Raw genomic sequence first — 13,985 nt, 5'->3', positions numbered from 1 at the left:
GTGCAACGAGTCTGGGACCGTGGCTGACTCGGTATCGCTCGGGCCAGGCAGCCGGGGCGACCGAGTCCAGCCGTTCGGATGGGTTTCAGTGGATCGACTGGCAGCCCGTGCTGGCGCACTGGGCCTTGTGCTTGCGCGCGATCAGCTCCTGATCGCAGATCGGGCAGAACGGGTGCTCGCCGGCGATATACCCGTGTTTGGGGCAGATGGAGAACACCGGCGTGACCGTGATATAGGGCAGACGGAAGTTCTCCAGCGCACGGCGCACCAGACGCTTGCACGCCTCGGTCGAGGAAATCTGCTCGCTCATGTACAGATGCAGCACCGTGCCGCCGGTGTACTTGCTCTGGAGCGTCTCCTGCATCGCCAGCGCCTCGAACGGATCGTCGGTATAACCGACCGGCAGCTGCGAGCTGTTGGTGTAGTAAGGCGTCTCCTCGGTGCCGGCCTGAATCATGTCCGGGAAGCGCTTCTGGTCCTCGCGCGCGAAGCGATAGGTCGTGCCCTCGGCCGGCGTGGCCTCCAGGTTGTACATGTTGCCCGTCGCTTCCTGGAACTCGACCATGCGCGCGCGTACCCGGTCGAGCAGCCGGCAGGCCAGCTCATGCCCCTTGGGCGTGGTGATGTCCTCGGCGTCACTGGTGAAGTTGCGGATCATCTCGTTGACGCCGTTCACGCCGATGGTCGAGAAGTGATTGCGCAGCGTGCCCAGATAGCGCTTGGTATAGGGGAAGAGTCCGGCGTCCATGTGGCGCTGGATGACCTTGCGCTTGATCTCCAGACTGTTGCGCGCAATGTCGAGCAGTTCGTCGAGCCGCGCCATCAGGCCCGCCTCGTCGCCGCGATGGGTATGACCGAGCCGCGCGCAGTTGATCGTGACCACGCCCAGCGAGCCGGTCTGCTCGGCCGAGCCGAAGAGTCCGTTGCCGCGCTTGAGCAGTTCGCGCAGATCGAGCTGGAGCCGGCAGCACATGGAGCGCACCATGTTGGGCGACAGCTCGGAGTTGACGAAATTCTGGAAGTAGGGCAAGCCATACTTGGCCGTCATTTCGAACAACTGCTCGGCGTTCTCGCTCTCCCAGGGGAAGTCCGGCGTGATGTTGTAGGTCGGGATCGGGAAGGTGAAGATCCGCCCCTTGGCATCGCCCTCGGTCATGACCTCGATATAGGCCCGATTGATCATGTCCATCTCGGCCTGGAGATCGCCATAGGTGAAGGGCTGCTCCACGCCGCCGATCACCGGCACCTGCTCGCGCAGATCCTCGGGACACACCCAATCGAAGGTGAGATTGGTAAATGGCGTTTGTGTGCCCCACCTTGACGGCACATTGAGGTTGTAGATCAGCTCCTGGATGTACTGCTTGACCTGCCTGTAAGGCAGGCCGTCGACGCGCACGAAGGGCGCCATGTAGGTGTCGAAGCTCGAAAACGCCTGCGCCCCCGCCCATTCGTTCTGGAGCGTGCCGAGGAAGTTGACGATCTGCCCGATGGCGCTCGACATGTGCTTGGGCGGCGCGGCCTCGACCTTGCCGGGCACGCCGTTGAGACCTTCGTGCAGCAGGGTGCGCAGTGACCAGCCGGCACAGTAGCCTGAGAGCATGTCCAGGTCATGGATGTGCAGATCGCCCTCGCGGTGCGCCGCGCCGATCTCGGGCGGATAGACGTGATTGAGCCAGTAGTTGGCGATCATCTTGCCCGAGGTGTTGAGGATCAGCCCGCCGAGCGAGTAGCCCTGATTGGCGTTGGCCGCCACGCGCCAGTCGGAACGGTCCAGATATTCGTTGATCGAGCTGCCGACATCGACCAGGGTCCGGCTGTCGGTGCGCAGCTTGTTGTGCTGCTCGCGATAGACGATATAGGCACGCGCGGTCTCGAAGTGGTTGGCGGCGATCAGCGTCTGCTCGACGACATCCTGGATGCCCTCGATGTCGGGCAGACGGCCATCGCTGAAGCGGTGCGTCAGCACCTTGATCGCCTGGGCGGCGAGCAGACTGGCTTCGGCGGCACCGAACTCACCGCTGGCCTGACCGGCGCGCCGGATCGCCGATTCGATTTTGCCGGCATCGAAACGCACCTCCTGCCCATCGCGCTTGACCACGCGGGTCGGGGGAGTGGGTGAGTGCGTCTGATTGGTCATCGTGATCCTCGGTCGGCAGTACGGTTTTGAGCGGAGATGTCGACGCCCGTGCCTGGGTGAAATCGCGCTTTTCGTTCCAAATCAGTACCCTTGGCGAGCGGCTGGAACGCAAAGCGCCCGCAGGTGCGGGCACAATATGTAGTAGGCGGCGAGTATACCTCTAACCAGATGCTGTGGCTAGAGACAAATGAGCTTGACAAGAGCCATCGCCGGCCGGGGCGCGCGGAAGGTGCTGTATGGACGCCAGTTTTTGTCGGGCGTCGACGGCAGGAGGACGGCTTGGAGGGGGCGGCTGAGATGGGAGGGGAATGCGAACCTGGCGGGGTTGTCGTCGACCGGCCCCGCCGAGGGAACTGTGCAGGCCGTCAGAACTCGACCGCCAGTTGCGCGGTGAAGGTATCGCCCGACTTGCCGGTACCGCCATCGCGCGTGTTGTAGTCACGGTCACGCGCCCATTCGAGTCCGAGCGAGGTGCGATCGAAGATTTCGATCGACCAGCCGAGCAGCCAGCGCTCCTTCGGCAGTTCGAGCGCCAGCGCCTCGCGCGTGCCCTGATAGGCGACCGCCGCCACCGACTCGCGACCCAGGAGCGTAAAGCTGTAGCCGGCTTCGATGTTCCAGGCCGAGGGGCGCGCGCCCTCGCCCTTGAACTCCAGGCTGTTCGGGTCGAAGTCGTCGGCCGCCGACAGATACTCGCCGATGAGGCTGAAGGGGCCGAAGTTGGCGGCCGCGTTGAGGGTCCAGCCGGCGGTGCGCTCGGTCGGATCGATGCTCAGGCTCGGATCGAGTTCGGCCGCGCCGACCCGGATGTCGTTGATGGTTTCATGCAGGCTGTCCGAGTCGCCGAGGTCGTTGATATAACCGGCACCCACCGACCAGGCCCAGTCGTCGCTGTCCTGCGCAAAGCCGAGATTGGCTCCCCAGCTTTCGATCCGATCCTTGCCCTTGACGTTGTTGTCGCCATTGAAGACATAGACACTACCCGAGAAGCCGCTGTGCTCGAAGCCCAGTTGCAGCGCCGTCTCGCGCGCCTCGCCGATCTCCAGTGTCAGCGGGTCGGAGACCAGGTTGGTCTCATAGACGCCGAAGGGCACATAGACCTGACCGGCGGTCAGGAACAGCGGCGAGACATCGGCGTTGGCAAACGTCAGATAGGCGGTGTCGACCTCGAGATCGGTCTCGTCCTGCTCGTAGAGGAACGAAATCCCGGCCTCGACCCAGTCGTTGACCTGCGAGCGGATGCCCAGCTCAGCCGTGGCCAGCACGATGTCGCTCTCGCTGCCGCCCTCATAGGGTGAGAGATAGCTGGCCTCGACCTCGATCAGGCCAGCGATCTCGATGTTGCGATACCAGGTCGGTGCGGCGTCGTCTTTGGTCTGCTTGTCGTCGAGAGTCCCCTCCAGGCGGTCGAGGCGCTGTTCGAGACGCTCAAGGCGCTTGGGTTCGCCCGACGGTTGGGTATTCGATGAGCTGGTAGCCTGAGCGGTGCCGGCGGCGAGCATGAGCGCGATAGCGGCGGAGAGTGGTTGGGTTCTCAAGGGTCATTGCTCCTGGTCGAGTCGGTTTCAGTCACGCGGACAAAACGACGCCCTGACGCGCGAAACATATCGGTTGCCAAAGCATTGAAATGCGAATTGTTGTTATTTATATAACGAACGATCCGGACTGTAAAGTCCTGTTGCCATTCGGAGTGCGTAGGGCACGCGAGATAGCGGACGATCGGCGGCCGGCGCCGAAGTCGGATCAGGGCAGTCGGCGAATGGCTTCGATGGCCGTTTCGTAGCGTTGGCGCAGTGCTTCGGGCAGGGGGGAGTCCTTGGCGCCCTGACAGCCGCCGGCCGCTTGCAGTCGCTCGACGAAGTCATTTTCGAGGCGTGCCTGGACGCGGCGGTAGTTGCGCTCAGGGAAGAAGTCGTCCTGAACCGTGAGCAGGGTCGTGCGCAGCTTGCCGACGATGAGCTTATTGAGGTTCTCGGTCCGCCGTCCCGAGCCGTCGCCCCGGCAGCGGCTGTGATAGGCGTCGAGGTCGGCAGCGGCTGTGGCCGCCTCGACCAACAGCGCCTGGGTCTCGGCGTCGAGCGCGGACCGGGCCATGACCGCCGGCAGGGCGAGCAGGCCACCGATCAGGAGCGGCCCGGCGAGGAGCGTCCACCAGGGGCGTGGTCGGTCCTTGAGGGGGAGGGTTCTGGATGTCTGGGTGTCGGCTGTGCGTTGCACGATGATCCTCAACTGCGTCCGTATACGGGAATGGCCGCCCCGGTGATGCCGCGCGACAGGTCCGACGCCAGAAAGACGATGACGTCGGCCAGAGCGTCCAGTCCGACCCAGTTGGAGGGATCCTGGTCGGGCATGGCCGCGCGGTTCTGGGGCGTGTCCAGCGTGCCTGGCAGAACGCAGTTTACCCGGATTCCGCTCGGCTTGAGTTCATCGGCGAGTGTTTCGGTCAGGGTGACGACGGCGGATTTTGAGATGCAGTAAGGCCCCATGTGCCCGACGCCGCGCAGGGCCGCGCGCGCGGCGACGTTGATGATGACGCCCTGACCCGCCGCCTGGAGCTTCGGCACAACCGCGCGCGCGCCGTGGAAGGCAGTACGGGCGTTGAGGTCGAGCATGGCGTCCCACTCGGCATCCGTCGTGTCCTGGATCGCCGGTCCCATGCTGAAGCCGCCGGCGATGTTGACCAGTCCATGGATGGCGCCGAAATGGTCGGCGACCTGCTCGACCATGGCCGCGACCTGCTTCGGATCGAGCAGATCGACGCTCAGGGTCAGCGAGTCGGCCCCAGCGGGCAGCATCGCTTGGGTGCGGCGCAGCGCCTCGGGATCGCGTCCGATCAGGGCCGGCCGCGCGCCCCGAGCCGCCAAGGCGCATGCCGTGGCGCTACCCAGGTTGCCTGAGGCGCCGGTGATGAGGATGGTCTTGTTGCTGAGATCGTGCATGTCTGTCGAATCCTGGCTTGAGGTTGCGGGAAGTCCGCCGGATGACTGGTCGATGTCAGTCCGACAGTCGGGGTCGACACACCACCGGGCAAGCTGCCGGGTCATGCGAGTCCGGTCGCTTGTCTGTATGATTGGGAGCCTGAGCATGGATCGCACACCGGACCCCGGGCCGTCGGCCTGGGGTCATGCCCCCAGCCAGGATATCGGGGCTTCTCTTCGCTAGATCCATCCATGGGGGTGAGGCTGTGTCGAACTGGAGGCCCGAAGGGCGGGTTGTCTCGCGGAGGAGCGGATGATCGAACTGTTCTTTCTGCTCCTGCCCGTGGCGGCGGCCTCGGGATGGTGGCTGGCGCGCCGCGATCTGCGTCGCAAGATCGATGTCCTGCCGGCGGCGCATCCGGATTTTCTGCGTGGCCTGAATTATCTGCTCGAAGAGCAGCCGGACAAGGCCATCGATCTCTTTCTGCGTCTCACCGAGGTCGACAGCGAGACGGCCGAGACGCATCTGGCGCTCGGCAGTCTGTTCCGGCGTCGCGGCGAGGTCGATCGTGCCATTCGCCTCCATCAGAATCTGATCGAACGGCGGCATCTCGGTCCGGAGCTGCGCGGTTTCGCACTGTTCGAGCTGGGGCAGGACTATATGAGCGCCGGGCTGCTCGATCGGGCTGAGACGCTGTTCGAGGAACTCGTGGGTCTGGGGCTGCACGGTCAGCGTGCGCTCCAGGCGTTGCGCGAGATCTATCAGCGCGAGCGCGACTGGAGCCGCTGTCTGGAGGTGGCGGCTCAGCTCGAAGCCCTGACCGGGCAGCGCCTCACGGTCGAGATCGCGCACTATCATTGCGAGTTGGCCGAGGAGGCGCGGCGGCGGCAGGATCCGGCGGGCGCGCGTGAGCAGTTGAGCCGGGCGCGGGACATCCAGTCCGACTGTGTCCGCGCGACCATACTGGAAGGTTTCATGGTGCTGGAGGAAGACGATGTCGCGGGCGCCGCCGCGCTCTTCAAGCGCGTCGCCGAGCGTGGGGCGACCTATGTGCCCGAGATCCTGCCGGCCCTGATCGAGTCCATGGAGCGGCTGGGCGAGAACGTGATCGCGCAACTTGAGGCTCTGGCTGCCAATCGCGCCGGTCCGCACCTGATGCTGGCGCTCGGCGAGCGCGTCGAACAGGCGCACGGTTCCGAGGCCGCCCTGGATCTGCTGGCAGACTATCTGGCGCGCTGGGCCGATCTGGCCGTGCTGGAGCGCTTCCTCGATCTGCGCGCGCGCGAGTCGGACCCGGATGGGCGCGCCCACCGCTATGCGCGGGTCGCGCTCGGCGTGGCGCGTCATCTGTTGCAGCGTCAGTCCGTCTATCAGTGCGAGCAGTGCGGTTTTCAGGCGCGTTCGCTGCATTGGCAGTGTCCGAGCTGTCGCAACTGGGGCACGGTCGTCGCCGTGTTGCCCGACCCCATCCAGGGCGAGGCGACACATCCGCCGGTCTGAGTCCCGGCGGGCAGACTTCCGGCCACAACCTAATTCACTCTAGAGACCATCGAAGATCCGTGACACACGTCAAACCCATCATCGTCGCCCTCGATTTCGCTACTGAGGCGCCGGCCCTGGCGCTGGCCGAACAGCTCGACCCGACGCGCTGCCGGCTGAAGGTCGGCAAGGAACTCTTCACCCGGCTCGGGCCGGCCTTCGTCGAACGGCTCCAGCGTCTGGGCTTCGAGATCTTTCTCGACCTCAAGTTCCATGACATCCCCAATACGGTCGCGGCCGCCTGTGCGGCGGCGGCGGATCTGGGGGTGTGGATGGTCAATGTCCATGCCTCGGGCGGACGCGCCATGATGGAGGCGGCGCGCGAACGTCTGAGCCGGTACGAGCGTCCGCCGCTGCTGATCGGGGTGACGGTGCTGACCAGTCTCGATCGCGCGGATCTGGACGCCATCGGTTGCCCCGGTGAGCCGCCTGAGCGCGTCCTGGCGCTGGCGAATCTGGCGCATGACGCGGGTCTGGACGGTATCGTCTGCTCGCCGCTGGAGGCCGCGCCGGTGCGCGCGGCGCTGGGCAGTAACTTCCGGTTGGTCACTCCTGGTGTTCGACCGGCCGGCGCCGCGCACGGCGATCAAAAGCGGGTGATGACCCCCGCCGAGGCGTTGGCCGCCGGCGCCGATTATCTGGTGATCGGACGTCCCATCACCCAAGCGGCTGATCCGCGGTCGGTGATCGACGCGATCAACCAATCCTGTATGAACGTTGCGGAGAACTGATACATGGCCAAGGTTCGCAAGGCTGTCTTTCCGGTCGCGGGCATGGGCACACGCTTCCTGCCGGCGACCAAGGCCAGCCCCAAGGAAATGCTGCCCATCGTCGACAAACCCCTGATCCAGTACGCCGCCGAGGAGGCCGAGGCCGGCGGTGCCGATCAACTGGTCTTCATCACCGGGCGCAACAAGCGCTCGATCGAGGACCATTTCGATACCGCCTACGAGCTGGAATCCGAGCTGGAGCGTGCCGGCAAGGACAAGCTGCTCGACATCGTGCGCAATGTCCTGCCCGGATCGGCGTCCTGCATCTATGTGCGTCAGGCCGTCGCCCTGGGGCTGGGGCATGCGGTGCTGTGCGCCAAGCCGGTGGTCGGTGACGAGCCGTTTGCGGTGCTGCTGGCCGACGACCTCATCCGCTCCAGCGGCAAGGGTGTGGTCGAACAGATGGCGGAAGTCCATGCCCGTCACGGTTGCAGCGTGCTGAGCGTCCAGGAGGTGCCGCGCGAGGAGACCAACAAATACGGTATCGTCCAGGTCGAAACGGACGCCGACGGCACCATGCGCGTGGTCTCCATCGTCGAGAAGCCGAATCCGGCCGATGCGCCCTCCAATCTGGCCGTGGTCGGGCGCTATCTGCTCACGCCACGCATCTTCGACAAGCTCGAACGTACCGGCAAGGGCGCCGGCGGCGAGATCCAGTTGACCGATGGCATCTCGGACCTGCTCAAGGACGAACCTGTGATCGCCTATCCCTTCGAGGGCAAGCGCTACGATTGCGGTAGCAAGCTCGGCTATCTGGAGGCTACGGTGGAATACGCCCTGGCACATCCCGAGCTCGGCGCACGTTTCGCGGCCTATCTGCACGCGCTCAAAGACGAGCTGGCCTAGGCCGTATCGCCTGACGCCTCTCTCCCCAACCGCTCTCCGGTGTGGGGAGAGGGGCCAAGACGGATCATCGCTGAACAGTATCAGGCACCGCGATGTCGAACGCCTCGCTCTGGTGTATTCCAGCCGGCACCGCTGAACACTATCGGTCCAGCAAGGACATGATGGCGGTCGCCGTCAGCCAGCGGATTGCCGCACATCCGCGCCTCAGCGAGTTCCTGGGCGGCAATCCGCTGCGACTCCTGGACACCAATCATCGCAACCATGCCGCTTTCATGGTCGAGGTCTTCATCGCCAACGATCCCTGTCTGCTGGAGGAGGCGCTACCCTGGGTCTATTCGGCTTATCACAATCAGGGTATTGCGTTCGACTACTTCGCCGCCGAACTGGAAGCCTGGATCGCGGTCATCGGCCAGATGTTGCCCCCTGAAGACGCGGCGGCCATCCTGCCGGTATATCGCTGGATGCTCGACGCCCATCCGCGCTCCATTGAGCGCGCGCGCCAGTATCAGGCCCGGCGCCTGCCGGTGTCAGAGGTCTGGCGGCATGATTACGACTTCATCCTGGAACATCTCTTCCAGGGCGACTATCCGGTGGTCATCCGCCATTGTCGCGGTCTGATGCAGTGCGGGATGAGCTATGCGCAGGTGCTGCGCGAGCTCTTCTATCCGGCCATGGTGGAAGTGGGCGCGCGCTGGGAGAGCGGCGAGTTCTCGGTGGAAATGGAGCATCAGACCACGGCCATGGTCTATTGCATCCTCTCGGCGCTCTACTACGACCAGCCCTTTCCCTCAATGAGCCGGGGACGCGCGCTGATCGCGCCCGTTGCCAACGAGTTCCATGAGCTGGGCGCCTGGATGCTGACCACTACGCTGGAACTCGACGGCTGGGAGGTCACGCTGATGGGCTGTGACACCACGCCCGAGTTACTGGCGGCCAGGGCGCTCGCCGAGCGCCCGAGGTTCATCGCGCTGTCGGTGACGCTCGTCAGCAACGTGCAGGAGGCTCGACACGCCGTGTCGGCCCTGCGCGCGGCCCTGGGGGCGGAGACGCCTCCGATCCTGGTCGGCGGTCAGGCCTTTCTCCTGGCTCCTGCGCTGGCGGAGACGGTTGGGGCGGATCTCTTTCTCGAAAGCGTCGAGGCACTGGTCGACTGGGCGCGTACACTGGAGACGGCCGAGTGACCCTGGTATCCCAAGATCGTTCGCTGCATCCGGAGCTGGCCGCCGCCTTGCACGGGTATGTCATGGACTCCGGACGTCTGGTCGTGGTGGAAGTGGATCGGGACGGTCTGATCCTGGACGCCAACGTCGCCTTCCGGTCGCGCTTCGCCGGATTCGCCTCTGTGCGCGGCGAACCGCTGGCGCGTTTTCTCGGCAGCGGCAGTCAGCAGCCGGATATCGAGCCTGGTCTGCCGCATCGCCAGCCGGTGGCTCGGGTCTTCAAGACCGTCATGGGCGGTGAGAACTATCTGTTCCATGCCTATCCGCTGGGCGACAACGCCCTGCTCATCGGCGAGCGGGCCGGGGCCGACGACAACGACGTCATCGCGCGCATGGGCAACCTGACGCTGGAGATGTCGCGTTTGGTGCGTGATCTGCGCAAGGCCAACCACGATCTGGAGCAGGCCAATCGTTTGAACGAGCAGCTGGCCCGCACCGATGCCCTGACCCAGTTGCCCAATCGGCGCTATTTCATGGAGCGCCTGAATCATGGGGTGCGGCAGGCGCAAACGCGCTCGCATCCGCTGTCCGTGCTCATGATGGACCTGGATCACTTCAAGCGCGTCAACGATACCTTCGGGCACGCGGCCGGCGACCGCGTATTGGTCGCCTTCGCCGAACTGATGCGCGCCCAGGTACGGCTCTCGGACTTGCCTGGTCGCCTGGGTGGCGAGGAGTTCGGACTCTACATGTTCGATGCCGAACTCGAAGTGGCCGTCTCGGTGGCCGAGCGTCTGCGCGCCCATGTCAATCTGATGCGTCCGCTCGACACGGATTACCGGCCCAGCGTCAGCATCGGCGTAGCGGCCCTGGCTCCCGGCGAGGATACCGAACAGTTGCTCAAACGCGCCGACGATGGTCTCTATCGCGCCAAGGAGACTGGGCGCAATCGGGTGATAGCGGCGACCTGAGCATCGCTCCCGGCCCCGGTCGAAGCGAGCCGCTCAAGCCGGCTGGAACGCGCTCAATGCGCCAGCCGGCAATGGCGTGTCTCCAGAAGTCGTGCAGCGAGACGGCGGCCTGTGATTCTTGTCCGAGCAGATGCCAGGCCAGCCGCAGGGCGGGCAGCGGGTCGGCCGCATCGACGGGGGCGGCCGCCAGCGACTTGCTCAGCTTGCGTCCCTGATCATCGAGCACCAGCGGGACATGCGCATGGATGGGCGTGGGCAGCCCCAGCGCTCTTTGCAGTTCGATCTGGCGCGGCGTGGAGAGCAGCAGATCGGCGCCGCGCACCACATGGGTGACGGCCTGCCAGGCGTCATCGACCACCACGGCGAGCTGATAGGCATGGAGCCCATCGGCGCGTCGCAGCACGAAATCGCCGATCGACTCGGCGACCGAGTGGCCGTGCCGGCCCTGGATGCGATCCTCGAAGTCGATGGGATCGGTTGCGGTACGCAGACGCAGGCTGCGTACCTTGCGTCCGGGCGGCAACCCGTCACGGCAGGTGCCGGGATAGATCGGTCCTTCCAGTCCGGCTCGGGCGCGGGCGGCGATTTCGGCGCGGCTGCATCCGCAGCCATAGACCAACCCCAGCGCCTCCAGACGCGCGAGTGCCGCGTCATAGGCGTCGAGACGCGCGCTCTGGAAGACCACAGGTTCGTCCCACTCGAAGCCGAAGGCGCGCAGTGTGCGCTGGATGGCCTCGGCCGCTCCGGGAACCTCGCGCGGGCGGTCCAGATCCTCGATGCGTAGGAGCCAGACGCCGTCGTGGGCGCGCGCGTCGGCGAAGCTTGCGACAGCGGCGAGCAGTGAACCGAAATGAAGCGGGCCGGTCGGGGAGGGGGCGAAGCGCCCCCGGTAGCCGGACGCGACCGACGGGGCTTCGCCGTTCATGCGGGCGGACTCAGCCGCGCTGTTTCTCGCGGATCTCGTCGAGCGTCTTGCAGTCGATGCAGAGCGTGGCGGTCGGGCGCGCTTCGAGACGGCGGATGCCGATCTCCACGCCGCAGGCCTCACAATAGCCGTAGTCGTGGTTGTCGAGCCGGTCGAGCGCCTCGTCGATCTTCTTGATCAGCTTGCGCTCGCGGTCGCGGGTGCGCAGTTCCAGGCTGAACTCCGATTCCTGGGTCGCGCGGTCGTTGGGATCGGGGAAGTTGGTCGCCTCGTCCTGCATGTGATGCACGGTGCGGTCGACTTCTTCCATCAGCGAGCGCTTCCAGTCGAGCAGGATCTCGCGGAAGTGGGCTTCCTGATCGGGGTTCATGTATTCCTCGTCGCTGCCGGCCTTGTACGGCTCGAAGGAATAGCCCTCAGCGTTGTGTTGACGTTCTTCGGTCATCGTGTGCTCCTCCCATGGACCGCGCTGGCTCTCTGGTCAGGGTGCGGTTTGGATTCAGTGGCTCCCGGCGGCTCGAAAGCGACCTCCGCCAGCGGTCTGAGCCGAGAAAGCGTGCTTAAGTACCAGATCGCGCACCGGCGGGCAACTGATCTTCGCTGTTTCGCGTCCCGGAAGCGATGCGGGCGCGCGCCGATTTGGGTAATCTTGCGCGTTCGGTTCATGGCGAGCGCTCGCGACGAGCGGACTGGAGCAGACAGGCATGCATGGGTTCAAGGCTCTCATCTTCGACGTGGACGGGACTGTCGCCGACACCGAGCGCGATGGCCATCGTCCTGCCTTCAATGCCGCCTTCGCGGCGGCCGGTCTGGATTGGCATTGGCCCCCCGAACTCTATGGCGAGCTGCTGGCGGTGGCCGGCGGCAAGGAGCGTATCCGGTATTTCATGCACCGTGCCGGGATCGAGCCGGCGCCGGGTGTGGATGTCGAGGCCTTCGTCGCCGGGCTGCATCGCGACAAGACCGCGCACTATCTGGCGCTCTTGCGTCAGGGAGTGATTCCGCTGCGGCCGGGTGTGTTGCGTCTGTGGCGCGAGGCACGCGCGGCCGGGGTGCGGCTGGCGATCGCGACCACGACCACGCCCGAAAACGTCGTCGCGTTGCTGGAGAATGCCGGCGAGCCGGGGCTTTCGGGCTGGTTCGAGGTCATCGCGGCGGGCGACGTGGTGCCGAACAAGAAACCGGCGCCGGATATCTTCACCTATGCGCTGGAACGGCTCGACCTGAAACCCGAGGACTGCGTGGCCGTCGAGGATTCGGACAATGGTGCGCGTGCGGCGCTCGATGCCGGGATTCGCGCGCTGGTGGTCACGGTCAACGACTATACGGTCGATCAGGACTTCGGCGCGGCGGCGCTGGTGGTCGATCAGCTCGGCGAGCCGGATTCACCGCCTCGGGTGCTGGCCGGGGATCTGGGCGGTCGGTCGCTGGTGGATCTGGCCGCGCTCGATCGGCTGCATCGTCAGCTCCACGGAGCCGGTTGATGGCAAAGCGTGCAACCAAAGATCAGCCGATGGCGGAGCGTCCGACGAGCCGACTGGCCGAGCGTGCATGTCGGGTCGAGCCTTTCCATGTGATGCGTCTGCTCGGACGCGCGCGCGAGCTGGAGGCGGCCGGGCGCTCCATCGTGCATCTGGAGGTCGGTGAGCCGGATTTTTCGACGCCTGAACCCATCCTCGCCGCCGGCCGGGCGGCGCTCGACGCCGGCCTGACCCACTACACTCCGGCGGCCGGTCTGCCGGCCCTGCGACAGGCGATCGCGGCGCACTACGGCCGGCGCCACGGCGTCGAAGTCGATCCGGCGCGGGTGCTGGTCACGCCCGGCGCGTCCGGGGCGCTGCAACTGGTGTTCTCGGTGCTCCTGGAGCCGGGCGACCGGGTCATGCTGGGCGATCCGTCCTATCCCTGTTATCGCCAGATGCTTGGGCTCATGGGCGCCGAGCCGGTCGCCGTGCCGCTCGGCCCGGAGACGGGCTATCGGCTCACGCCCGAGCGGCTCGAAGCGGTCTGGGCGCCCGGCACGCGCGCGGTGGTCGTGGCCTCGCCGGCCAATCCGACCGGCGCGGTCACGAGCCTGGACGAGCTACGCGCGCTCCACGCCATCTGCCGGGCGCGCGGGGCCGCGCTCATCGTCGACGAGATCTATCGCGGCCTGACCTATGGCGTGCCGGACACCACGGCGCTCGCGCTCGCCGGCGAGGATCTCTATGTCATCGACAGCTTCTCGAAATACTTCGGCATGACCGGCTGGCGGGTCGGCTGGGTGGCGGGACCGGAGGAGGCCGTCGCCGTCATGGATCGTCTGGCACAGAACTTCTTCATTGCCGCCAATACGCCGGCCCAACATGCCGCGCTCGCTGCTTTCTCGCCCGAGACCGCCGTCATCCTCGAACAGCGGCGCGTCATCTTCCAGCAACGACGCGATCGATTGCTGCCGGCTCTGCGCGACCTGGGCTTCGGTCTTTCAGGCGCGCCTGACGGCGCTTTCTATCTCTATGCCCGGCTTCCCGAGTGGCTGGAGATAGACTCGATGGACTTCGCCACACGTCTGCTGGAGGAGGCCGGGGTCGCCCTGACCCCTGGGCAGGACTTCGGTTCGCATGAGTGCGATCGTCATGTCCGGCTGGCCTATACGCGCGACTTCGATGTGCTCGACGAGGGCGTGCGACGGATCGGTGACTTTCTCACGGATCTCGGGCGGCCGGGGCGAGACTGAGC

At 65.7% G+C, this 13,985-nt stretch carries 13 protein-coding genes; 7 read left to right on the top strand and 6 right to left on the bottom strand.

The window, feature by feature from the left end; genetic code table 11:
- Positions 1-85 precede the first annotated feature (85 nt).
- The 4 genes from ALVIN_RS11425 to ALVIN_RS11410 form a co-directional block, all read right to left on the bottom strand.
- The gene (locus ALVIN_RS11425) at positions 86-2,137 is read right to left on the bottom strand and encodes a ribonucleoside triphosphate reductase (RefSeq protein WP_012971483.1); all 2,052 of its coding nucleotides are present in this window, start codon (positions 2,135-2,137) and stop codon (positions 86-88) included.
- A gap of 365 nt (positions 2,138-2,502) precedes the next feature.
- The gene (locus ALVIN_RS11420) at positions 2,503-3,675 is read right to left on the bottom strand and encodes an LbtU family siderophore porin (RefSeq protein WP_012971482.1); all 1,173 of its coding nucleotides are present in this window, start codon (positions 3,673-3,675) and stop codon (positions 2,503-2,505) included.
- A 205-nt stretch (positions 3,676-3,880) separates the two neighbouring features.
- On the bottom strand, positions 3,881-4,354 hold the full coding sequence (locus ALVIN_RS11415; protein ID WP_012971481.1) for a hypothetical protein: 474 nt from the start codon (positions 4,352-4,354) through the stop codon (positions 3,881-3,883).
- A gap of 8 nt (positions 4,355-4,362) precedes the next feature.
- Positions 4,363-5,076 (bottom strand): SDR family NAD(P)-dependent oxidoreductase, encoded by a 714-nt coding sequence (locus tag ALVIN_RS11410; RefSeq protein WP_012971480.1) that lies wholly within the window; start codon positions 5,074-5,076, stop codon positions 4,363-4,365.
- Between the two features lie 292 nt (positions 5,077-5,368).
- On the opposite strand from ALVIN_RS11410, the gene lapB reads away from it, so the two are divergent.
- The 5 genes from lapB to ALVIN_RS11385 all read left to right on the top strand — a co-directional run bounded on the left by lapB (position 5,369) and on the right by ALVIN_RS11385 (position 10,342).
- Positions 5,369-6,556, top strand: a complete 1,188-nt coding sequence (lapB, locus tag ALVIN_RS11405; RefSeq protein ID WP_012971479.1) for a lipopolysaccharide assembly protein LapB — start codon at positions 5,369-5,371, stop codon at positions 6,554-6,556.
- A gap of 59 nt (positions 6,557-6,615) precedes the next feature.
- The gene (pyrF, locus tag ALVIN_RS11400) at positions 6,616-7,326 is read left to right on the top strand and encodes an orotidine-5'-phosphate decarboxylase (RefSeq protein ID WP_012971478.1); all 711 of its coding nucleotides are present in this window, start codon (positions 6,616-6,618) and stop codon (positions 7,324-7,326) included.
- 3 nt (positions 7,327-7,329) lie between these two features.
- The gene (galU, locus tag ALVIN_RS11395; protein WP_012971477.1) at positions 7,330-8,211 is read left to right on the top strand and encodes a UTP--glucose-1-phosphate uridylyltransferase GalU; all 882 of its coding nucleotides are present in this window, start codon (positions 7,330-7,332) and stop codon (positions 8,209-8,211) included.
- A gap of 92 nt (positions 8,212-8,303) precedes the next feature.
- Positions 8,304-9,392 (top strand): cobalamin B12-binding domain-containing protein, encoded by a 1,089-nt coding sequence (locus ALVIN_RS11390; RefSeq protein WP_012971476.1) that lies wholly within the window; start codon positions 8,304-8,306, stop codon positions 9,390-9,392.
- On the top strand, positions 9,389-10,342 hold the full coding sequence (locus ALVIN_RS11385) for a GGDEF domain-containing protein (RefSeq protein ID WP_012971475.1): 954 nt from the start codon (positions 9,389-9,391) through the stop codon (positions 10,340-10,342). The genes ALVIN_RS11390 and ALVIN_RS11385 overlap by 4 nt, the downstream gene beginning before the upstream one ends.
- On the opposite strand, the gene gluQRS is transcribed toward ALVIN_RS11385, so the two are convergent.
- Together gluQRS and dksA are read right to left on the bottom strand one after the other, a co-directional pair.
- Complete coding sequence (gene gluQRS, locus ALVIN_RS11380; RefSeq protein ID WP_012971474.1) at positions 10,272-11,267, bottom strand: tRNA glutamyl-Q(34) synthetase GluQRS; 996 nt, start codon at positions 11,265-11,267, stop codon at positions 10,272-10,274. The genes ALVIN_RS11385 and gluQRS overlap by 71 nt on opposite strands.
- A gap of 10 nt (positions 11,268-11,277) precedes the next feature.
- The gene (dksA, locus tag ALVIN_RS11375) at positions 11,278-11,712 is read right to left on the bottom strand and encodes an RNA polymerase-binding protein DksA (RefSeq protein ID WP_012971473.1); all 435 of its coding nucleotides are present in this window, start codon (positions 11,710-11,712) and stop codon (positions 11,278-11,280) included.
- Positions 11,713-11,971: 259 nt separating this feature from the next.
- Between dksA and ALVIN_RS11370 the strand changes: the two genes are divergently transcribed.
- Positions 11,972-12,751, top strand: coding sequence for an HAD-IA family hydrolase (locus ALVIN_RS11370; RefSeq protein WP_012971472.1), 780 nt, complete (start codon positions 11,972-11,974; stop codon positions 12,749-12,751).
- Positions 12,751-13,983: an aminotransferase class I/II-fold pyridoxal phosphate-dependent enzyme gene (locus ALVIN_RS11365; protein ID WP_012971471.1), complete on the top strand. Its 1,233-nt coding sequence runs from the start codon at positions 12,751-12,753 to the stop codon at positions 13,981-13,983. Before ALVIN_RS11370 ends, ALVIN_RS11365 begins: the two co-directional genes overlap by 1 nt.
- Positions 13,984-13,985: the final 2 nt, after the last annotated feature.

The organism is Allochromatium vinosum DSM 180 (genome assembly GCF_000025485.1).
GTDB lineage: Bacteria > Pseudomonadota > Gammaproteobacteria > Chromatiales > Chromatiaceae > Thermochromatium > Thermochromatium vinosum.
This window is presented reverse-complemented; position numbering and strand designations above follow the sequence as displayed.